The 22,225-nt window shown below is 36.7% G+C and carries 14 protein-coding genes and 1 riboswitch; of the genes, 9 read left to right on the forward strand and 5 right to left on the reverse strand.

What is annotated here, in order from left to right:
• Positions 1-354: 354 nt before the first annotated feature.
• The gene (locus NST63_RS02780; RefSeq protein ID WP_341041209.1) at positions 355-2,046 is read right to left on the reverse strand and encodes a methyl-accepting chemotaxis protein; all 1,692 of its coding nucleotides are present in this window, start codon (positions 2,044-2,046) and stop codon (positions 355-357) included.
• A 125-nt stretch (positions 2,047-2,171) separates the two neighbouring features.
• Positions 2,172-2,273: riboswitch (cyclic di-GMP riboswitch) on the reverse strand.
• A 262-nt stretch (positions 2,274-2,535) separates the two neighbouring features.
• On the opposite strand from NST63_RS02780, the gene NST63_RS02785 reads away from it, so the two are divergent.
• The 4 genes from NST63_RS02785 (at position 2,536) to megL (ending at position 7,879) form a co-directional block, all read left to right on the forward strand.
• Positions 2,536-3,819, forward strand: coding sequence for an ABC transporter substrate-binding protein (locus NST63_RS02785; RefSeq protein WP_078111266.1), 1,284 nt, complete (start codon positions 2,536-2,538; stop codon positions 3,817-3,819).
• 972 nt (positions 3,820-4,791) lie between these two features.
• Complete coding sequence (locus tag NST63_RS02790) at positions 4,792-5,760, forward strand: carbohydrate ABC transporter permease (protein WP_341041210.1); 969 nt, start codon at positions 4,792-4,794, stop codon at positions 5,758-5,760.
• A gap of 4 nt (positions 5,761-5,764) precedes the next feature.
• Positions 5,765-6,583 carry a carbohydrate ABC transporter permease gene (locus NST63_RS02795; RefSeq protein ID WP_071975448.1) on the forward strand — a complete coding sequence of 273 codons (819 nt, stop codon included), beginning with the start codon at positions 5,765-5,767 and terminating at the stop codon, positions 6,581-6,583.
• A gap of 114 nt (positions 6,584-6,697) precedes the next feature.
• Complete coding sequence (megL, locus tag NST63_RS02800) at positions 6,698-7,879, forward strand: methionine gamma-lyase (protein WP_341041211.1); 1,182 nt, start codon at positions 6,698-6,700, stop codon at positions 7,877-7,879.
• 262 nt (positions 7,880-8,141) lie between these two features.
• Here the strand turns inward: megL and NST63_RS02805 are convergent, their stop codons facing one another.
• Together NST63_RS02805 and NST63_RS02810 are read right to left on the reverse strand one after the other, a co-directional pair.
• The gene (locus tag NST63_RS02805) at positions 8,142-8,984 is read right to left on the reverse strand and encodes an aldo/keto reductase (protein ID WP_341041212.1); all 843 of its coding nucleotides are present in this window, start codon (positions 8,982-8,984) and stop codon (positions 8,142-8,144) included.
• Between the two features lie 47 nt (positions 8,985-9,031).
• Positions 9,032-10,225: an MFS transporter gene (locus NST63_RS02810; protein ID WP_341041213.1), complete on the reverse strand. Its 1,194-nt coding sequence runs from the start codon at positions 10,223-10,225 to the stop codon at positions 9,032-9,034.
• A gap of 275 nt (positions 10,226-10,500) precedes the next feature.
• Here NST63_RS02810 and NST63_RS02815 point away from each other — a divergent pair, with 275 nt between their 5' ends.
• The 3 genes from NST63_RS02815 (at position 10,501) to liaG (ending at position 12,930) form a co-directional block, all read left to right on the forward strand.
• A complete protein-coding gene (locus NST63_RS02815; RefSeq protein ID WP_212946304.1) occupies positions 10,501-11,475 on the forward strand; it encodes a 2-hydroxyacid dehydrogenase in 975 nt (324 codons plus the stop codon).
• 17 nt (positions 11,476-11,492) lie between these two features.
• Positions 11,493-11,954 (forward strand): NUDIX hydrolase, encoded by a 462-nt coding sequence (locus tag NST63_RS02820; protein WP_212946303.1) that lies wholly within the window; start codon positions 11,493-11,495, stop codon positions 11,952-11,954.
• 118 nt (positions 11,955-12,072) lie between these two features.
• Positions 12,073-12,930 (forward strand): LiaG family protein, encoded by an 858-nt coding sequence (gene liaG, locus NST63_RS02825; protein WP_341041214.1) that lies wholly within the window; start codon positions 12,073-12,075, stop codon positions 12,928-12,930.
• Positions 12,931-13,005: 75 nt separating this feature from the next.
• On the opposite strand, the gene NST63_RS02830 is transcribed toward liaG, so the two are convergent.
• Entirely contained in the window at positions 13,006-14,475 is a 1,470-nt protein-coding gene (locus NST63_RS02830; protein ID WP_341041215.1) for an MDR family MFS transporter, read from the reverse strand.
• A gap of 684 nt (positions 14,476-15,159) precedes the next feature.
• Between NST63_RS02830 and NST63_RS02835 the strand changes: the two genes are divergently transcribed.
• Together NST63_RS02835 and hflX are read left to right on the forward strand one after the other, a co-directional pair.
• Positions 15,160-19,494, forward strand: a complete 4,335-nt coding sequence (locus tag NST63_RS02835; protein ID WP_341041216.1) for a S8 family serine peptidase — start codon at positions 15,160-15,162, stop codon at positions 19,492-19,494.
• A 570-nt stretch (positions 19,495-20,064) separates the two neighbouring features.
• On the forward strand, positions 20,065-21,321 hold the full coding sequence (gene hflX / locus NST63_RS02840; RefSeq protein WP_078109146.1) for a GTPase HflX: 1,257 nt from the start codon (positions 20,065-20,067) through the stop codon (positions 21,319-21,321).
• A 27-nt stretch (positions 21,322-21,348) separates the two neighbouring features.
• Here the strand turns inward: hflX and NST63_RS02845 are convergent, their stop codons facing one another.
• Positions 21,349-22,218 carry a hypothetical protein gene (locus NST63_RS02845; RefSeq protein ID WP_341041217.1) on the reverse strand — a complete coding sequence of 290 codons (870 nt, stop codon included), beginning with the start codon at positions 22,216-22,218 and terminating at the stop codon, positions 21,349-21,351.
• Between the last annotated feature and the right edge of the window lie 7 nt (positions 22,219-22,225).

Genomic DNA, 22,225 nt, shown 5'->3' on the forward strand with positions numbered 1-22,225 from the left:
ATAGTATTCTTTGTAAGTGTGGAATGAAATGTAGAAATACAAAATCTATCGCTTAAGTGATGAACGATTCTTCTTGTAAGAATCGTTTTTTTCATTTAGAGCTAAAAAATAAAGGCTGTATTCGTATCTTTTTGTAAAAGCCCAATTGTCGGCTTTTACACCCTATAAAGGATTCAGCGATTCTTATGGAGTTTGCAGCACTTTTCTCAGTGAAATGAAAGGGGTAATGGTCTTTTAGCCGAAAGTTATTCGTTAAAACTTTACTTAAATAGCAACAATTTGAGAAAAGAGCCAAATAAAAAAAGTTGTCTAATAAGTAATCAAAATACTTACTAGACAACTATTGCTTCAGAATTATAGTTTAAATTGATTCACTAAAGCATTTAATTCCTCAGCTAATTTGGAGAGATCTTCTGAATTTCCTGCGATTTCTTCCATTGAACTGCTTATTTGCTGTGAGGAGGCAGAGGTTTGCTCAACTCCAGCAGCTGATTCCTGAGATATGGATGCAATTTCCTCAATGGAGCGATTCATTTTTAGGCTATTATCTTCCATTTCAGATAAGCTATCTGAAATGGTTGTTATACTGTTTACCATTTTTATCACAGCTTCATTAATTTCAGTAAATGTCTTACCAGTTGTTTGAATCTGGGAGGTCCCTTTTTCAACCTCAGAGTATCCATTCAGTAATGATTCTGCCACCATACCTGATTCCTTTTGAATATTGATTACAATGCTTGTGATATCCGTTACAGAATGGGAAACCTGCTCTGCAAGTTTTCGTACCTCGTCAGCGACTACAGCAAAACCTTTTCCATGCTCACCTGCTCTTGCTGCTTCAATCGCTGCATTTAATGCGAGGAGATTCGTTTGCTCTGCAATATCATTAATGACAGAAACTAATGTTGAGATTTCTCGTGATTGTGAATCTAAGCTTTGAACCTTTTGGACGGCACCTTGAACAATTTGATCTATTTTAGCCATCTGTTCATTGGAGGATTCCATTAATTTTTTACCTTCTGAAGCCATTGAAAGTACTTGATTGGATGATTGTTGAATAAGCTTTCCTTTTTCATTTGCTTCCTCAACTTTAAGTGTAAATGATCCCATAATGGAGGAAAGTTCATTTGTATTATTCGCTTGTACCTCAGTACCAGAAGCCAGTTCTTGCATGGTAATGGCAATTTGCTCCGATCCTGATTTTACCTCATTTGCTGATTGGCTTAGCTCTTCACTCTGACTTGTTACAGAGCCGGATACTGTATTAATTCGGTTTAATAAATCACGAGTTTGCCGATTCATTTCATTGGTTGCAATAATAAGATGTCCAACCTCATCTTTTAAAGTAGTTTGTAATGGCTCTTGGCTCAAATCACCATTTGCAATTAATTTCATGCGCTGCATGACATGTTTAATTGGTTTTGATATCTTGTTTGATGTAATGAATGCTACGGCAAAACTAATAATAATTACTAGAATTGTTACAATGGTTCCCACAAGTAAGGACGTTTGCCCACTTTCAATTACATCTTGTTCTTTTTGATTAATCTCCTTTTCACTTTCATCAGCAAGTTTTTGATAACCGTTTAATAAATCACGGCCAATGGTTATCGATTCTTGTAGATTATCCTTTGCTTTTTCCACATTCCCTTTGTCATATTCATCAAATACTTTATCCTGAATAAATTCACGCCATTCCTTCGTTTGGCCCATCAAGCGATTGAATTCATCTGATGCATGTACACCTCGAACGATTGCTTCATATTTTTGTCCCTCTTCTGTATAGGCATTAAAGCGGTCTTTATAGTCTCCTCCAAATAATACATACCCCCGAGCAGTAGCTATTCTATTCGCAATCGTTGCGACCAATCCTTTATTAGCAGATAAAAGAGGGAGTTCAGAATTAGCAATATTCTGTGCCGTTTTATTGCTTGATACAGTCACGGAAAAATTATAAATACCTAATCCGATGACAAGTAAGATCACTAAGGAAAAACCAAATAACATCTTCGCTTTTATACTTTTAAATGAAAATATACTTCTCATTGTCTAGTACTCCTTTCTTGTTAGATTTGTTGATTTAATATGTAAGCTAGACAAGGGAAAATCACCTTGCTTTTGGTTTATGTATATAACAAAGAGACTATCCCGGATTGTGAAATAGCCAATGATTAGGTAGCCAGGCGATCATAGTATGAATGGATAATTATCTATCCAACCTTAGACCCTAGGTTTTGCGTCCTATTTTTTCAAATAGTTTGCCTTTATCTCACATATTCTTAGTTCATTTTAACTAGCGACTTGGTTATAATAACCTATTGTTCGCCAATATACAACAAAATTGTATTATTTTATACCATTTATTCTTATGCAAAGGCTTACTATTTTTCTGCTATTAAAAGGAGATAAGTGCACAACAAAATAATACAGATATTCGCAAGATAATGAAGGCGCTTACATGCATTCAGGAAGAATTAGTTTGATAAATTATGAGTGTAGGAGTTGTTAAATACAGTGAACAAAGGGGGAAGAAGTATGAAACGTAAAAGTATTTTTGTCATGCTGGCTATTATTCTCGTATTTGCATTAAGTGCTTGTAGTTCAAAAAACTCCAGCAGCGATGGTGAGAAATCTAAGGGGAAAAAGGAAAAACTTGAGATCTTCAGTTGGTGGACAGGTGCAGGTGAAGAGGATGGATTAAAGGCATTATTAGCATTATTTAAGGAAAAGCATGCAGATATTTCAGTTGAAAATGCAGCTGTAGCTGGTGGTGCAGGAACCAATGCAAAAGCTGTACTGGCGAGTAGAATGCAAGGGGATGATCCACCATCTACCTTCCAGGTTCATGGAGGAGCGGAATTGAATGAAGGCTGGGTTGCTGCGGGAAAAATGGAACCAATCAATGATGTATATGAAAAAGAAGGTTGGAGTGATAAATTCCCACAATCATTAATTGATATGGTAAGCAAAGATGGCAATATCTATTCTGTTCCCGTAAATATTCATCGTGGAAATGTATTATGGTACAACAAAAAAGTATTTGAAGACAATGGATTGGAAGTACCAAAAACATTTGATGAATTTTTTGCTGTAGCAGATAAATTACAAGAAAAGGGGATTACTCCATTAGCATTAGGTGATAAAGAACCGTGGACAGCCACACAAATTTTTGAAAATGTATTGGTAGCAAAGCTTGGTGTCGATGGATATAACAAGCTTTGGACAGGGGAGCTTGCCTTTGATGACCCGAAAGTGAAGGAATCAGCAGAAATTTTTAAGAAAATGATGGGATATATCAATAAAGATCACAGCTCTAGAAACTGGCAAGACGCTTCTCAATTAGTAGCCGATGGAGATGCAGCGATGAATATAATGGGAGATTGGGCAAAAGGGTATTTCGTAAATGATTTAAAACTTACATTGAATGAAGACTTTGGCTATACAACAACTCCTGACTCATCAGGAATATTCACAGTAATAACAGATACATTTGGTCTGCCAAAAGGAGTGGGAAATGCTGAAGATGTTAAAACATTCTTAGGTGTTCTTGGATCTGTCGAAGGGCAAGATGCTTTTAATCCTTTAAAAGGTTCCATTCCAGCACGAGTAGATGCCGACACATCAAAATATGATGATTACGGAAAGTCAACGATCGAAGACTTCAAAACTGCTGAACTGGCTCCAAGCCTAGCTCATGGTTCCGCAGCAGCTGAAGGATTCTTAACAAAGGCAAATCAGGCAGTTAATATTTTTGTAACACAATTAGATGTAGATAGCCTATTAAATTCACTCAAAACTGCTCAGGCTGAGTTGAAATAAATAAGTTTTTATAAAAGAGGACGAGAGCTTTCTCTTCCTCTTTTTGAAGTTTGAATATAAGTCATTAGAATTTGGAAAGGAACTAAACAAAAAAAAGAGAAGACCAGTCAAAAAAAGAAGGAAACTAGTCAATAAAAAGGAAGAACCACACAAAAAAGAGTCAGAACCATACAAAAGTCGAGGAACCAAACAAAAAAAAAGAGAAGACCAGTTAAAAAAAGAAGGAAACTAGTCATAAAAAGGAAGAACCACACAAAAAAGAGCCAGAGCCATACAAGTATCGAGGAACCAAACAAAAAAGAAAGAAGACCAGTTAAAAAAAGAAGGAAACCATTCAATAAAAAGGAAGAACCACTCAAAAAAGGTCTAGAACCGTACAAAAGTCGAGGAACCAAACAAAAAAGGAGAAAGACCAGTCAAAAAAGAAGGAAACCAATCAATAAAAAGGAAGAACCGCACAAAAAAGAGACAGAACAATACAAAAATCGAGGAACCAAACAAAAAATAAAGAAGACCAGTCAAAAAAAGAAAGAAACTAGTCAATAAAAAGGAAGAACCACACAAAAAAGAGCCAGAACCATACAAAAGTTGAGGAACTAAACAAAAAAGAAAGAAGACCAGTTAAAAAAAAGAAGGAAACCAATCAATAAAAAGGAAGAACCACACAAAAAAGAGCCAGAACCATACAAAAGTCGAGGAACCAAACAAAAAAGAAAGAAGACCAGTTAAAAAAAGAAGGAAACCATTCAATAAAAAGGAAGAACCACACAAAAAAGAGCCAGAACCATACAAAAATCGAGGAACCAAACAAAAAAAAGAGAAGACCAGTCAAAAAAAGAAAGAAACCATTCAATAAAAAGGAAGAACCACACAAAAAAGAGTCAGAACCATACAAAAGTTGAGGAACCAAACTAAAAAAGGAGAAAACCAGTCAAAGACAATTTACTAGTGAGTACCGAGAGGAGGGCACGAATGGAGACACCAAATTTAATAAAGAATCAATCGGCTATTGTTCATCCGGAACAAAAACGCAGAAAGAAGCTAACACAGGATCATGTCTTAGCGATTAGCTTTTTATTACCTTCTATTATATTAATTGCTATTTTTGTATATGGATTCATTGGATGGACTGGATATGTTTCGTTAAGTAATTGGAATACGCTCGTCCCAGATTTTTCATTTGCAGGTTTGAAAAATTATTTGTATTTATTTAACGATTATCGTTTTCAGGCAGATGTCCGTAATACGGTGGTGTTTACCGTTCTATTTATTGGCTTAGTGTTATTGATGGGACTCGTCTTGTCCATCTTTCTTGATCAAAAAATACGTGGTGAATCGATATTTCGAAATATTTTCTTTTTTCCAATGGCATTATCTTTTGTTGTAACAGGTGTGGTATGGCAATGGATTTTAAATCCATCGACTGGTGTTAATCTTTTTTTAAAGAAATTTGGAATTGAACCTCTATGGTATACAGATACAAATATTTTGGCAGGGTTTAAATTAGGTCACATCGAAGTGGGAGTTCCTGTAGCAATTCTTGCAGTAGTGATTGCAGCCGTTTGGCAGATGACAGGATTTTCGGTAGCGATGTATTTAGCTGGACTTCGTGGAATACCTGATGAATTGAAAGAGGCGGCACGGATGGATGGAGCAACCGAATTTCAAGTTTATAGAAAAGTGATTATTCCACTTTTACGTCCGATTACAATAAGCGTGGTGATCATCATGGCTCATATTTCATTGAAAATATTTGATTTGATATTTGCTATGACTGGACCAGGTGCGAATTATGTTACGGATGTTCCAGGAGTGTATATGTTTGAAACGACTTTCCGTGGCAACTATTATGCCAATGGGGCAGCAATTGCGATTATGATGTTATTATCGGTCGCTATTTTTATCGTACCTTACTTAATAATGAGTAGGAGAGGTGATTAACGTGGTGCTTAGGAGCTTTTCAAAACCATTGATTTATATCATTCTTATCCTGCTTGCGTGTCTTTTTTTAATTCCTGTTTATGTTATTTTAGTCACAAGTGTTAAACCTTTAGATGAAGTAACATTGGTCAATATGTGGAAGCTTCCTTCTGAAATTGATTTTAGCAGTTATGGGCAAGCGTTTGAAAAATTGGCGCCTAATTTTATGAATTCACTTTATCTAGTTATTCCTGCAACCATACTTTCTGCCTTGTTAGGTGCCTTGAATGGATATGTTCTTTCAAAATGGAAATTCAAAGGATCGGAAGTCCTTTTTACGCTTATATTATTTGGGATGTTTATCCCATACCAAAGCATTTTGATTCCATTAATCCAATTTTTAAGAAACATAGAGCTCTATAATACGATTCCAGGTTTAGTGTTAGTACATGTCGTATATGGGATACCAATTACTACGTTAATGTTTCGCAACTTTTATGCGAATATCCCTTTATCAATGATTGAGTCAGCAAAAATCGACGGGGCCGGTTTTTTACGAATTTTTACTAATATTATGCTACCTTTATCTATTTCTGGATTTGTTGTAGTTGCAATATGGCAGTTTACAAATGTGTGGAATGAGTTCTTATTCGCTATCTCGATTACCACTTCGGATCAGCAACCAATCATGGTAGCATTACAAAATCTATCGGGAAGTCAAATTGTACAATGGAATGTTCAGATGGCAGGAGCTGTACTAGCAGCACTACCAACATTATTAGTTTATATCCTATTAGGGAAGTATTTTGTTAAGGGATTACTAGCTGGATCAGTAAAAGGCTAGCTTCATTGAGGCAGCCTTTTTGATATGAATAGAATCGTTGAAAACGCTTCCATTAAATAACTATCTATCATATGATAGATATATAGCTTTATATTATTAGGGGAGGTCACTTAGATGGTAAAGCAGAAGCGATTTGAAACAGAGGTTATTCATAATGGTTACGATTCCATGCTGCATGAAGGGAGTCTTGTGCCACCATTATTTCAAACGTCAACCTTTACTTTTCCAACTGCTGAAGAGGGGGAAAAGCGTTTCGCGGGTGAAACAGAGGGGTATATTTATTCACGATTAGGGAATCCAACGGTACGAGTGCTTGAAGAAAGGATCGCCGCTCTTGAAAAGGGAGAGATGGCTTTGGCCTTTGGATCTGGGATGGCTGCTGTTTCGGCAACCCTTTTTTATTTAACAAAGACAGGGGATCATATTCTTTGTTCAGAAGGAATCTATGGCTGCACGTTTGGTTTACTTCAATTAATGGAAAATAAGCATCAGATTAGTCATGATTTAATTAACTTTTCAAATGAGGAAACAGTAAGATCTGCTATTCAGGATAATACCACATGTATTTATATCGAAACGCCTATTAATCCAACGATGAAATTAGTAGATTTAGAGATGATCGTACAGATTGCGAAAGAAAAGGGAATTCCAGTTGTTGTTGATAATACTTTCTGCTCTCCTTATTTACAACAACCTTTAACCCTAGGTTGTGACTATGTGATTCATAGTGCGACCAAGTATATTGGTGGTCATGGAGATGTGATTGCTGGATTGGTTGTAGGTCGGAAGGAAGAATTGAGCGAAATGATGATGACGACGCTTAAAGATATTGGCGGAATCATTAGTCCTTTTGATGCTTGGTTATTAATTAGAGGATTAAAAACATTGCCAGTTCGCTTGGATCGCCATTGTGAGAATGCAACTAAAATTGCGAATCAGCTAAAAAAACACCCTAAGGTGAAAATGATGTACTTCCCTGGCGATCCAGATTTTCCACAGTATGAACTTGCTAAACGCCAAATGAGGCATCCAGGTGGAATGATCAGTTTTGAGATTGACGGTACTAAAGAAGAGGCACAGCAGTTTTTAAATCATTGTCAATTAATAAAAATTGCGGTTAGTCTAGGGGATTCTGAAACATTAATTCAGCATCCAGCAACGATGACACATGCAGTTGTTCCTGAAGAAGAGCGTATAAAAATGGGCATTACTAATCAACTGATTCGTTTATCGGTTGGTCTTGAAGCGTGGGAGGATATTTGGGACGATCTTAAGCAGGCATTAGATCAGTTATAAATAAGGGCTGTTTTCGTATAGTTTGTTACTCTTGTAAAAGCCCAATTGCCGGTTTTTATGGAAGATTGCCGCTCTTTGGTCTACAGTCAATAGTTTTCAGATAGAACTTCACTTAAATAGCAACCATGTTTAAGAAAAAAGGGTCAACCTCACAATGCCATATTCTAGTTCTGAAAAAAGTAGTTTCTTTCTAGAATATGCTTGTATGTGAGGTCAGACCCTTTTAGAGTTTATTATTTATTTAAGTTAAAAATGGATAGAGTTAAAAATCGAAATTATCTGGATCGGGACCGACACGATGATTTTCATTTAATGCATCAATCTGCTTCATTTCATTTGCAGATAATTCAAAGTCAAAGATCGCTGCATTTTCAATCATTCTTTCTTCCTTTGTTGATTTCGGTATGGTGATAACACCATTTTGTAAATCCCATCGTAAGATAACTTGGGCAACTGATTTTTGATGGTTCGATGCAATCTCTTGTAATGTAGGATGATCAAATAGTCCTCCTTGCATTAACGGTGCCCATGCTTCCAACTGAATACCATGTTCTTTACAAAATTCATGGAGTTCCTTTTGAGTTAAACGAGGATGGTATTCTACTTGGTTTACCATCGGTTTGATTTCTGCTTGTTTCAATAAGCTTTCTAAATGATGAATGTTAAAGTTACTTACACCGATGGCTTTAATTTTTCCTTCTTTATAAAGTGTTTCTAATGCTCTCCATGTGTCGATATACTTCCCCTCTACCGGCCAATGGACAAGGTAAAGGTCTAAATAGTCTAATCCAAGTTTTTTTAAACTAGTTTCGAAAGCTGCTAAGGTAGATTCATATCCAAAGTCATCATTCCATATCTTTGAGGTTATGAAAAGATCCTCGCGTGAAAGTCCTGTTTCTTCAATTGCTTCTTTGATTCCTTGACCAACACCTTCTTCATTTTCATATACTGCTGCTGTATCGATACTTCGATATCCATTGATGATCGCTGCTTTTACAGACTGGGTTACTGTATCCCCATCCGGGACTTTAAATACCCCTAGCCCAAACCATGGCATTTTTACTCCATTATGCAATGTTGTTGTATCTTGTAAATGTTGAATCATTTTTTTTCCTCCTAATAGATAAAATAGTTATATTATCAATTGTTTTATTAGTTAACTTTACGTTGATCCTGTTTCTCAAGTTTCATGCTCCAACTAGTAAGAATAACAGCCCCAAGTACCATTAATGCGCCGATCCAAGCGGTATGAATAAGCCCGATCGAATGTGTGATTATACCGCCTAAATAGGATCCAAGCGCTATACCAGCGTTAAAAGCGGCAATGTTTACGGCAGAGGCAACATCAATCGCGCTTGGAACAAATCGCTCCGCTAAAATAACTGCATATGTTTGTAAACCAGGAACGTTCATAAAAGCTAACAATCCCATGAAAAGAATGGTTATAAGTCCTGCTACTTTAAAAGGTGCAGTAAAGGATAAAATAAATAACACAATGGCTTGGACAATAAACATATAAAATAATGAGCGAATAGGGTTTCGATTAGAAAGTTTTCCACCTAGCATATTCCCTATAGCAATAGCGACCCCATAAATGAGCAAAATAACGGCAACAGTACCTTCTTTGAAACCCGTTACTTCCTGTAATAGAGGGGATAAATAGGTGAAGACAACAAATGTACCTCCATATCCCAAAGCAGTAATAATAAATAAGAGCATTAGCCGACCATTTGTTACTAATTTAACTTGATCCCGAAAGGATGTCTTTTCTCCTTTTTTTAAATCGGATGGAACAAGAATCCAGTTCGCAAAAAAAGCTATAACACCGACAATAACAATTAATAAAAAGGCAAGTCTCCAACCGAATTGTTGACCGATAAATGTACCAAATGGAACACCGGTGACTGTAGCAACAGTTAATCCTGTAAACAAAATGGAAATGGCGCTTGCACGGCGATTTTCTGGTACTAAATCTGCAGCTATGGTTGATCCAATTGACATGAATATTCCATGAGAAAAGGCTGCAATTACACGTGCAACAAGAAGAACACCAATAGATGTCGCACTAAAAGCAAGACTATTTCCGATGATAAAGATGATCATAATCCACAGTAATAAAGATTTGCGTGACATACTAGATGTCACAGATGTTAGGATAGGAGCTCCGAAAGTGACTCCCAATGCATATAAGGAAACCGTTAAACCTGCTGATGTAACGGGAATATTTAAGTCATTTGCAATGAGTGGTAATAAACCCACACTAATAAATTCAGTTGTACCAATGGCAAACGCACTTACTGCGAGTGCTAATAATGCCATCGTACTTCGTCTTTTATTTAAAGACATGTTTATTCCTCCTTCTTTTTTTGAAATATATATGAATAAAAACTTATAGTATCATTCGACCGGCAAATGCTATTATGGAGGATAGAAATGATTTTGGGAAGTACGCACTTTTTTGTTATATAGGAACCTAAGAGTGATATAGGAACTTTTTAGTTCCTGTTAAAAGAGGAGGATCATTATGCAAAAAAAGAAATACAATATTTCAGTGGAAGCAACACTTGAGGTAATTAGAGGGAAATGATTCATCCTTCTAGAAGTAAGTAGGGGGTGATGAAATGAAACCAAAAATTTATATTACAAGAAAAATTCCTGAACAAATCTATCATTACTTGCTTGACCATGTAGATATACGTATGTGGGATAAAGAAGATGTACCAGTTCCAAGGGAGATTCTAATACGAGAAATTCAGCAGGTAGATGGTTTGCTTTGTCTTTTAACAGAAACCATCGATGCAGAGCTTCTTTCATATGCATCCCATCTGAAGATTATTAGTAATCTAGCTGTAGGTTATAACAATATTGATATGAAGGCTGCCTCACAAAAGGGAATCATTGTCACTAATACCCCTGGTGTTTTGACGGAAACAACTGCTGATCTCACATTTGCTTTATTAATGGCTACTGCACGAAGGATAGTGGAAGCTTCTGAATATCTACGGAGTGATCAATGGAAAACTTGGTCACCTATGCAGTTAACCGGTCAAGATATTTATGGATCGACCATTGGAATAATCGGTATGGGACGAATAGGTCAAGCCGTTGCGAGAAGAGCAAGAGGTTTCGGAATGAATATCCTTTATTACAGTCGTACACGTAAGACTAACTTGGAGGAGGAATTGGGATTAGGATATTGTGATTTAGATAAACTTCTCATTCACTCTGATTTTGTTAGTATTTTAATTCCTTATAGTCCAGAAGTACATCACATGATTGGTGCAAGGGAATTGAAAATGATGAAAAACTCGTCTATTTTAATTAATACTGCTCGTGGTGGGATTGTTGATGAGAAGGCTTTATATGAAGCCTTGAAGGATGGAGAAATATGGGCGGCAGGATTAGATGTTTTTGAAAAAGAGCCTCTTGAACTGAGTTCTCCATTATTATCATTACCAAACGTAGTCACACTGCCACATATCGGAAGTGCTAGTCAGAAAACAAGACTAAAAATGGCCGAGTTGGCTGCGGAGAATCTTATAAGAGTTTTACTTGGTGGAGAGCCTCTTACACCTGTAAATGAATATAAAATCTAATAAGGGAGTTATTAAATTTGGGATATATTGAAGACATACGTAAGCTGGTTGGTCATCGACCATTAATTTTGGTAGGTGCAGTAGTTGTCATGGTTGATGAGCATGGCCGCATTTTATTACAGCAACGAAAATTTCCAAAGGGATCATGGGGCTTGCCAGGGGGCTTAATGGAATTAGGGGAATCAACTGAAGATGTGGCTCGCAGGGAAGTCTTTGAAGAAACCGGTCTAACTGTTGAGGATCTTAAGTTAATAAATGTTTATTCAGGACCTGGTCAATATAGTAAGGCAGAAAATGGTGATGAATTTTTTGCAGTAACGGTTGCCTATTACACGGAAAAGTATAGTGGTACGATCGTAGTCGATCAGGTTGAATTAAATGACTGTCAATTTAAAGATCCGCTTGAACTTCCAGAAGGAATTGTAAAAAGCCATCGTAAAGTTGTAATGGATTATCTAGCTCTAACAAAGAAACAGTGAGAAAAATTTTTTTATCCTACGTCTAAGGTCTTAACTTTTTTTAAATCTATAGTACATTGTTGCAGGTAGAATTATTCCTTATGATGAAAATAAGAAGTTGAAGGAAGGAAGATAAGGGATGAAAAAATTATTGATTTTTCTAGCTGTACTAATTGTTCTATATTTTGTCGGTTCAAATATAAAGCAAGCGTCATGGTTTCCGTTTGGGAACAAAGGAGAACAAACGGAATCAATAAAGAATATTGATAAGATTGACTTAGATATTGGCAGTTATGATGTAAAAGTCATTCCAGATGATCGTGAGGATATAAAAGCTGAAATAACTGGAAAAGGGAAGTTAATCATGAATCGTAGTGGAGATACGATTCAGATTGAGGTAACACGGAAATGGTTAGATGGAATTAATTTCTGGTCTAAAAGCAGATTAAATGTTTATATCCCGGAAAGCTATGATAAGGATATTGATCTATCTATTGGATCTGGCCGTATCGTGATGTCAGGGAGAGCCGAAAATAGCCCAATGAAACTAAAGAATCTTAATGTGAAAATGGGCTCCGGAATAGTGAAATTAGAAAACTTAGATGTCCAGCGTTTTTACCATAAAGGGTCTTCTGGTAAATCTAATATAAATGCGATCACTGCTAAAACAGGTACAATTAAAATGGAGTCTGGTATTGTAGATGTGAATCAATATAAAGGAAAGCTTGATGCAAAACTTTCTTCAGGTAAAATGGATATTCAAATGGCAGAATTAAATGATTCAATTATGATGAAGGTAAACTCTGGAATGGCCAATCTTGATCTTCCGAAGGATGCGAGCTTTACGTTAAATGGAGAAGTAGGCAGTGGAATTTTCTCTTGTGATTTTCCGCTAAATAATAAACAAAATAATGAAAAAGTAGTCAAAGGCACTCATGGTTCAGGTGAGTATAAGATAGATGCTAAGGTTTCAAGCGGTAAACTGAAAATTTATTAGTCGTTAGGTTGAAAATATTGTACAAAAAATAGGGTTGTTATTAAGGGATTAATCCCCTTAATAACAACCCCTTTTTTAGTTAACTTCTCTTTCTGCACTTAGCTTTGGTAAAAGGAACGAAATAAAAAAGCCAACCAAAGCAATAATCATCATAGCGATAAATAAATGGTGTAAACCAAATACGAGAATTTCCCGTAATGATGCACGTATTTGTTCAGGTAGTTCTTTTGCGAGATTCGGATTAATTAATTGATTCAAGCTTTCAGTATTCACATTGGATTGAGTTGTTTTAACTGAAATTGATGAGTTGAAATAAGTTCCAAGAAGTGCGACCCCAACAGATTGCCCTAATGTCCGGAAAAATGTATTGGAAGCCGTAGCAGCCCCTCTCATTGACCAATCAACAGCGGATTGAGCACTAACCATAGTAATAGTCATTACCATTCCAAATCCTACTCCAATTAGAGCGGCTAATAAATAGAAATAAAATTCAGCCGTATGAATATTGAAAAACATTAACCAAATGGTTGAAATGAAAATAACTGCAGTACCTATAGCGACAGTCAACCGTTCACCATATTTTAATAACAATCTTCCCCCAAGAAAGGAACCAATCATCCAGGTAAGAGACATAGGAGCGAGCATAAGACCAGATATGGTTGCTCCGTGTCCCGTAACCCCTTGTACCCACATTGGGATATAAACGGTAATCCCGATAAGTACAGCACTTGCAAGAAAACCGACAACATTTGCGATGGATACTGCTCTTAATCGGAAAAGTTGTAGTGGAATTAAAGGCTCTTTTGCTTTTGATTCAATAAAGATAAATAAGACTAATAATACTATTCCAATCCCAAATGTAAGAATAATTGAAGGTGAGGTCCAATGATGAGTATCTCCTCCTCTTTGCAGGGCGAAGAGCAAGGCTAACATACCAATTGAAAATGTAATTGCTCCTGCAAAATCAATTTTCTTTTTCGTTTTTTCAATATTTTCTTTTAAAGAAAAACCAACCATTAACATTGCAAGAATGCCAAACGGTACATTAATATAGAATATCCAATGCCAAGATAATTGGTCTACGAAGAATCCACCAACAAGTGGTCCAATTACTCCGGCTATTCCCCAAGCGGCTCCCATAAGACCTAGAATTTTTGCTCTTTTTTCATATGGGTAAATATCTGCAATGATCGTCGTTGTTACAGGCATGACTGCACCTGCACCAATTCCCTGTATTGCACGGAAAATAATTAATTGTTCCATTGTTTGAGCTAAACCACATAGTGCAGATCCGATAAGGAAAATAATAGTGCCAACCATAAAAATAAATTTTCGACCATATAAATCTGACAGCTTGCCGAAAATTGGTACAGTTACTGCGGATGTTAATAGGTAAATCGCAAATACCCAGTTCATTAATTCGATCCCTTTTAAATCACTTACAATTGTCGGCATTGCAGTGCTGACAATTGTCCCTTCAATAGCGGTTAGAAAAGTAGCGACAAAAAGGGCAATTGTAACCATTTTTGTATTTGTTTTTTGCATTTAAACCCTCCAATTAAAAAAATGATAAAGCTAGATTCATAATCATTGCTTATTTTGTACGTGAGTCAAATCTGTATATATTAAATTCTAGCAGGGCTTTTCTCTGCTAAATGATTAGGACTTCAAAGCCGACAAAATTCAAGAAACGATTCATTGCTAAAGTCTAGTATCATTCTAGTCTTTGGCTTTGTCAATAAAAATAAACGCTTCATATGTAAAAAGAAGGATGTCCTAAATGGATATTCATTATTATATGGGTAAATATACCATCAATTTTTTTTCCTTATGCTCTTCCTTAGGTACTTTAAGACTAATATTGCTTCTTTTTTACCTTTTACAAGGGGGATAAAGTAGGTTTAAATTCGTGTTTTTCAGTAGTGATATGGAAATTTTTAAACAATAGTTGAGTGTACCTATATAGGGGTGTAATAAAAAGGTTGAGATCTCAACCTTTTTCATTAAAAAGAATGGGCTTGTGTAGTTCTTTTGGCACTTTATGAAAATGTTAATTGATACGATTCTACTAATTTCTGAAAATTCAGACCAACAGCGACAAATTATGACAAATATTTTTTGCTTATAGAGATATATTTATTTTGACAACTAAGAACCTTCACCAAGCAGTCTATAGAAAGGAGGAAAGTAGTTGTCATCTTTTATTTTGAGAGGGGAGGAAAACTAGAAATGAAAAGAAAAAAGGTCAAAAAGGCCACCTCGGTTTTAGCTACCGTACTGATGTCTGTATCCTTGCTTACACCAAGTTTTGCAAATGCAGAATCATTATCTGTAACGAAAAAACCACACACTTCACTCTTTGACAATAAAGGAGGGGTAACAAGTTCCAAGGTCAGTGAAAGGCTTTTACAACAATTTAAGTCTGACAATGATCAGGTTACTTTCCTTATTAAATTCAAAGAGCAGGCAGACACGAAAAAGGTCGCTAAAAAAGCAGCCGAAAATGCAAACAAGGCAAACCTTTCAGCCGTGAAAACAGAACTAGCAAAACGTTCAGCTGTTGTATCTGAATTGCGAGCAACTGCGATGAGTACACAAGCTGAAGTCATTAAGTTCCTTGAAAAAGAACAGAAGAATGGCAATGTGAAGGATTTCGAATCTTTCTATATTGTTAATGGAATGGCGGTAACAGCGACGAAGGAAGTCATGCAAAAGCTTTCAAGCTTTGAGGCTGTTGGAAAAGTTCTTCCGAATGAAACGCGTCAGCTGTTTAGTAATGTAATTCAAGCGCCAAATAAAGTAGTAAAACCAGCTGTTGAACCAAAAGAAAAAACAAATAGTATCGAATGGAATATTGACCGTGTCGGTGCACCTCAAGTTTGGAATATGGGGATCGATGGTACTGGAACGGTCATTGCAGGTATTGATACAGGTGTTCAATGGGATCACCCAGCATTGAAAGAAAAGTACCGAGGATATAATCCTGCCAATCCAAATTCACCGAATAATGCCATGAACTGGCTCGATGCAACTGCCGGTCGAGCAACACCATACGATGATCACGGACATGGTACACATACGATGGGAACGATGGTTGGTTCTGAACCAAATGGAGCTAATCAAATTGGTGTCGCTCCTGGTGCAAAATGGATTGCTGTAAAAGCATTCACAGCCGCTGGTGGAACAGATGCTGATCTACTAGAAGCAGGTGAATGGGTTTTAGCTCCTAAAGATGCCCAAGGGAACCCACACCCAGAAATGGCTCCTGATGTAGTAAATAATTCTTGGGGAGGCGGACCTGGATTAGATGAATGGTACCGTGAAATGGTTCAAAACTGGAGAGCAGCAGAAATCTTCCCGGAATTCTCTGCAGGTAATACAGATATATTCAATCCAGGTGGACCTGGTTCAGTCGCCAATCCAGCAAACTATCCAGAAAGCTTTGCTACAGGTGCAACAGATATCAACAATAAATTGGCAAGCTTCTCATTACAAGGACCATCTCCATATAATGAGACTAAGCCTGAAGTATCAGCACCGGGTGTAAATATTCGCTCATCAGTTCCAGGTAGTGCTTATGAAGGTGGTTGGAATGGAACATCGATGGCAGGCCCACATGTTTCGGCAGTAGCTGCATTATTACGTCAAGTCAATTCGGCTATTACTGTTGATGAAATTGAACAAATTCTAATGGATACAGCAACACCATTAACAGATTCAACATTCCCTAACTCTCCGAACAATGGATATGGGCATGGCTTAGTAAACGCCTTTGACGCAGTATCTTCCATTATGAATGGACTTGGAAAAGTAAAAGGTCAAGTAGCGAAAGCAGGGGATGATACGGAAGCACCTACTTTAGAGCACAGTGCAATTTCTGAAACATATTCAGGCATGGATTTAACTGTATCTGCGCAAGTAAGTGACAATGTTAGTGTATCAACTGTTACAGTAGAGTATCAAAATGAAAATGGGGAATGGCAAAGCGTAAATGCTGAAAGAAAATCCGGAGATTTCAAATCTGGAGAATACTCAGCAGTCATCCCTGGTGACAAGATTAAAGAACCTTCTTTAAAATATCGTTGGAAAGTATTAGACTTTGGCAATAATGAAGTGACAAGCGAAATCTATGAAGTTAATGTCCTAGCTGGTATCACAGTTGGATATTCTCAAGACTTCGAATCCACTCCAACTGGTTGGACTTCCTTTGGAACTAAAGATACATGGCAGTGGGGTGTGCCAACTTCTGGACCAAGAAGTGCTGCTTCTGGTGAAAAGGTATATGCAACGAATCTTGCTGGAAACTATGATAATAGTGCCAATATGACACTTGTTATGCCTCCAATCGATCTTCCAGAAGGAAACACATACCTACAATTCAAAAATTGGTATGAATTAGAGAATAACTATGATTTTGCCCATGTATTTGTTTCAACTGATCGTGAGAACTGGACACAGCTTTTACGATTAAATGGCACAACAAGTAGCTGGACAAATCAAGAAGTAAATCTATCGCAATATAGCGGACAACGTATTTATATTGGATTCAATTTAAAATCCGACGGAAGTGTTCAGAAACAAGGCTGGTATATTGATGATGTGAAGCTTTCAGCAACATCAATTAGTGGAAAAACTTCTGCAGGTAAAGGTACATTAGGTGTGGTTAAAGATGATGTAAAAGACTCAGCGAAAAAAGAAAAGGTAAATCCAGCTACAATTAAGCCAGAGTTACCTAAGAAAGATGCTCCTCCTACCAAAGAGGAACAAGTTAATCCTACACTATTACCTATAGGTGCGCAAGTAAGTGTAGTAGAGACTGGACGTTCCGTAGCAACAAATCCAGCGAATGGTGAATATGAAATGTCTCATGCAGCTGGCACATATACCTTACAAGCTGATGCTTATGGATTCCGCCCTGTACAACAGAGCGTAAACATTCAAAATAATGGTGTGGCAACAGCGAATTTTGTCTTAGAAGAATTAGCAAAAGGAAATGTTAGTGGTACTGTAACAAATAGCTCAACTGGGGAACCAGTACAAGGGGCAACTGTTCTACTTGTAGAGGATGCGGCTGTCGCTCCGGTTCAAACAGATGCAAGTGGAAATTATGATCTAACTGCATATGAAGGAACTTACACATTAAAAGTCATTGCACCTTACTATCATGGTCAAGAAATTGAAGTGACAGTAAATGGTGGAGAAACAGACAATATCAATATTGATTTAGAGCCAATCATCAGCTATCCTGGCGGTGATATCGGTTATGATGATGGTACAGCCGAAAATGCACATGCATTCTATGATGCAGGAAATGGCTGGGCAGTGAAAATGTCATTACCAGAAGGGAAAAAATCTGCCATTGTTACAGCAGGTGTATTCCGTTTCTGGGATACAGAATGGCCTGTACCAGGTGGCACAGAGTTCAAGGTAGAAGTTTGGGATGCTTCTGGAGCTGATGGAGCACCAGGTAAGAAACTTGCTGGACCAATTGATGCCACTGCACTACGAAATGGTGATTGGACAGTTGTCGACCTTTCGGCCCAAGGAATTGTCGTAAATGGAGACTTCTATATGGTTTATATTCAATCACGACCAAATCCTAATGCTCCAGGATTAGGAACAGATGAGAATGGACCAAATGCAAAACGTAGCTGGCAATTAGTTGGTGGGGCTTGGTCACCATCACCTGCTGATGAAGGAAACTATATGATTCGTGCACGTGTTAGCTATGAAGTGGAAGTGCCAACCATTACATCTCCAAAAGATGGAGAGTTTACTAATCAAGAAACAGTAAAAGTGGAAGGTACAGCTTCTCCAGCTACAGATGTGCATATTTTAAATAATGGTGAAGAAGTCGCAACTGTTAAAGCTTCCGAAAATGGAACATTTGCTTCTGATGTTACGTTAGCAGAAGGAGAAAATGTTTTAACAGTGAAAGCTTCTGTGGAGTCTGGATCAACGGAAGAATCCGCTCCGGTTAAAGTGGTATTGGATAAAACAAAACCAACTCTTTCAATTGATAGTCCGAAAAACAATGAAAAAACAAACAAAGAAACAGTGACTGTAGAAGGTACTGTTGAAGATGCTAACCTTGATTGGGTAAAAGTAAACGGTCAAGCAGCAACTGTAAAAGATGGAAAATATTCTAAGCGTATCATGCTAGAAAACGGAGAAAATGAAATCAAAGTGGTTGCTCAAGATAAAGCAGGCAATAAAGTGACTCAAAAGATTACAGTCACTGCACAATACGATGGACCTGTAATCGAAAACCTATTGCCAACAGAAAATAAAAACCTGAAGCCAGGCAGCACTGTCAAAATTGAATTTGATAGTAAACCTGGACTTAAAGCAACATTTGCGATCCACATGCCTTTAACAAATGTTGAAGGTGAAAATGCAACAGAATTGCCAATGATGGAAACATCTGAAGGCCATTATGTTGGTTACTGGACAGCAACAAACAACATAAAAGTTGAAGGTGCCGTCATCGAAGTCAAAGTAGTAGACGATTTCGGTAATGTGGCAACAAAACTAGCAGAAGGTAAAATTAATATTATTGATTAAGCTAGAATAAATACCTAGCAAGGGTTGCCCTTGCTAGGTATTTTCTATTCTGGAGGTTAAGGTGCTAGATGAGCTTTCGCAGCCTGCATATTGGAAAAACAACCTTTTTGTAAAAAAACTGAAAATTAAGGTGATCAGATGTTGTCATCATAATTTGTTTTATGGTAAGATATTTATAACTTTTTTACAGAACGGAGGGTTTGCCTTGAAGTTCATTTCAATCCGATTAAATGGTTTGTGCTACTAATTGAATAGTGCTCAAAGGCTCTGTCTTTGTACAGAGTAACCGGATTGGTCTGCCTACTTCAGGGAACCTATTTTATATTCTTTAAGAAAATCATAGTGTTGATTTTCCAAAATATATAACAAGTAGAGGGAGAGACGATTCTACCCTCTTTTTTGTTGTCTTTTTTTCAATTTTTTTACCTAACAAAATAGGAATGTATAAGTAATCAGTGGGGCTGTTCCCTTAGTTTATTGTTTTTTAGTGACTCCTTTTTGGGGGATGCTAATCATATCCGTTACTCAGATTCGTACAGACAGGGTAATTTTACAATGGAGGTCAATTATATGGAACAAAGAGAAAAAGCAATATTAGTCGGTGTTAATCTAAATCATCAGCCTGATTTTGACTATTCAATGGAAGAGTTGCGAAATTTAACTGATGCATGTGATATAGAAGTTGGAGGAGAAATCGTACAAAATTTACAAAGAATAAATAAGTCCCATTATGTAGGTACCGGGAAAATTGATGAAATTCGTGCACTTGTGGAAATGCTGGATGCGAATGTAGTGATTTTTAATGATGAATTATCTCCATCACAAATTCGAAACTTAGAAGCGGATATTGATTGTAAAGTCATTGATCGAACGATTTTAATTTTAGATATTTTTGCTGAACGTGCTAGAACAAAAGAGGCCCAGCTTCAAGTTGAAGTGGCCCAACTGCAGTATATGCTTCCTCGATTAGTGGGATTACGTGCATCCTTAGGACGCCAAGGTGGTGGGTCTGGCTTGAAGAATAGAGGTGCCGGTGAAACAAAATTGGAGCTGGATCGTCGTAAAATTGAAGCCAAGATTACAGCATTAAATAAAGAGCTGGAGGTTTTAGTGGCCCACCGCAAAACGCAACGTAAACAACGGAAAAAGAATAATGTACCTGTTGTTTCATTAGTTGGTTATACGAATGCAGGTAAATCAACAATTATGAATGCATTGGTGGAAAAGTTTAATCCACTTGAAAATAAACAGGTTTTTGAAAAAGATATGCTTTTTGCTACCTTGGAAACGTCCGTAAGAAATATTTCATTAGCAGATCAAAAATCATTTTTATTAACGGATACAGTTGGATTTGTTAGTAAGCTACCACATCATCTAGTAAAAGCATTCCGCTCAACTTTAGAAGAGGTGGCAGAAAGTGATTTACTCATCCATGTCGTTGATTATTCTAATCCAAATTATGAGCAATTAATCAATATTACAAATGAAACATTGAAGGATATTGGAATTGAAAATATCCCAACGATCTATGCTTACAATAAATCCGATTTAAAGGATATGCAAATTCCAACGGTTAGAGGGGAAGATATATTTCTTTCAGCTAAACAGAGAATTGGAATGGATGAGTTGGTTGGACTAATAAGAAAAGAAATCTTTACAGATTATATCAAATGTGAGATGTTAATCCCTTATGACAAGGGAGGCATCATTTCTTATTTCAACGAATATGCCCATGTGATTAACACGAGCTATGAAGAAACAGGAACAAAGCTCATACTTGAATGCAAAAAAAGTGATTACGAAAAGCATCAGGAATATATAATTTAAGTCGGTGTCAGGCACCAATAAAGGAAATTAAAAATAGTTTTCTTGATTTGCTGGATCATTGGTGCCGGCCAACCTTTTTTCAACTACTATTGAGATCTTCAAAAGTACTAAAGACAATACAACATAATACGGGATATCCCACCATACTAGACTCTGGAGAAAGCCTGCGGAGATAAGAAATAGGTTTACTATATATATCAAGATTCCTGTTAGAACATATTTTGCCCACTCAATTTTCCAGGCCAGTACTGTTAATAGACAATAGTAAAAACTAGCACATAAATAAAATACAGCTGCTAATGCCATAGAATCACGCCCTGGATCAGCAAACCAGCCAGGGTGATACACTCGATTCGAAAAAAAGATAATGGGTAGAATATGTGCACTTCCCGAAATACTCCCGACAATGAAATAAAGAATTAAATAATGGAAGAATACATTTTTTCGACGTAGAATTTGTTGATAAAGCAACTTTGCTATTGCAAAATATACAAAAATTCCGCCCCCTGTATGCACTAAAGTCCACCAATTATGTGAATAAATATGAAGCTTCAAAAACAGCCATTCTACTCCTACAAAGAAAAGTGAAAATAAAATCATCCAAACCCAATGCAAATGAAGGGTTACGATGAAGGTAGCTGTCACTGGTAGTGCTAATGCATTGGAGAAGAATGCCCCCAAATTATTATCATAAAAGGATGGGGATTTTATTATATGAGGGTAATAATCATAGCTTCCTAAAAAGTTAAAGATTATCGTCTCAATGAAATAACCAAATCCGATCATCGCAAAGACTAATAATAATGTTTGTATATTTCTCTTTTTAAATATGGTAAACATAAATATTATTACACTATATATAAGTAATAAGAAATACCAAAATGAATTGAAGTTCAATTCTATT

Source organism: Heyndrickxia sp. FSL W8-0496 (assembly GCF_038007825.1).
Lineage (GTDB): Bacteria > Bacillota > Bacilli > Bacillales > Bacillaceae_C > Heyndrickxia > Heyndrickxia oleronia.

What these genes read in the sequence shown, in the direction of transcription:
- NST63_RS02780 (WP_341041209.1), bottom strand. Translation starts at nt 2,046, where the DNA reads ATGAGAAGTATATTTTCATTTAAAAGTATAAAAGCGAAGATGTTATTT.
- NST63_RS02785 (WP_078111266.1), top strand. Translation starts at nt 2,536, where the DNA reads ATGAAACGTAAAAGTATTTTTGTCATGCTGGCTATTATTCTCGTATTT.
- NST63_RS02790 (WP_341041210.1), top strand. Translation starts at nt 4,792, where the DNA reads ATGGAGACACCAAATTTAATAAAGAATCAATCGGCTATTGTTCATCCG.
- megL (WP_341041211.1), top strand. Translation starts at nt 6,698, where the DNA reads ATGGTAAAGCAGAAGCGATTTGAAACAGAGGTTATTCATAATGGTTAC.
- NST63_RS02805 (WP_341041212.1), bottom strand. Translation starts at nt 8,984, where the DNA reads ATGATTCAACATTTACAAGATACAACAACATTGCATAATGGAGTAAAA.
- NST63_RS02810 (WP_341041213.1), bottom strand. Translation starts at nt 10,225, where the DNA reads ATGTCTTTAAATAAAAGACGAAGTACGATGGCATTATTAGCACTCGCA.
- NST63_RS02815 (WP_212946304.1), top strand. Translation starts at nt 10,501, where the DNA reads ATGAAACCAAAAATTTATATTACAAGAAAAATTCCTGAACAAATCTAT.
- liaG (WP_341041214.1), top strand. Translation starts at nt 12,073, where the DNA reads ATGAAAAAATTATTGATTTTTCTAGCTGTACTAATTGTTCTATATTTT.
- NST63_RS02830 (WP_341041215.1), bottom strand. Translation starts at nt 14,475, where the DNA reads ATGCAAAAAACAAATACAAAAATGGTTACAATTGCCCTTTTTGTCGCT.
- NST63_RS02835 (WP_341041216.1), top strand. Translation starts at nt 15,160, where the DNA reads ATGAAAAGAAAAAAGGTCAAAAAGGCCACCTCGGTTTTAGCTACCGTA.
- hflX (WP_078109146.1), top strand. Translation starts at nt 20,065, where the DNA reads ATGGAACAAAGAGAAAAAGCAATATTAGTCGGTGTTAATCTAAATCAT.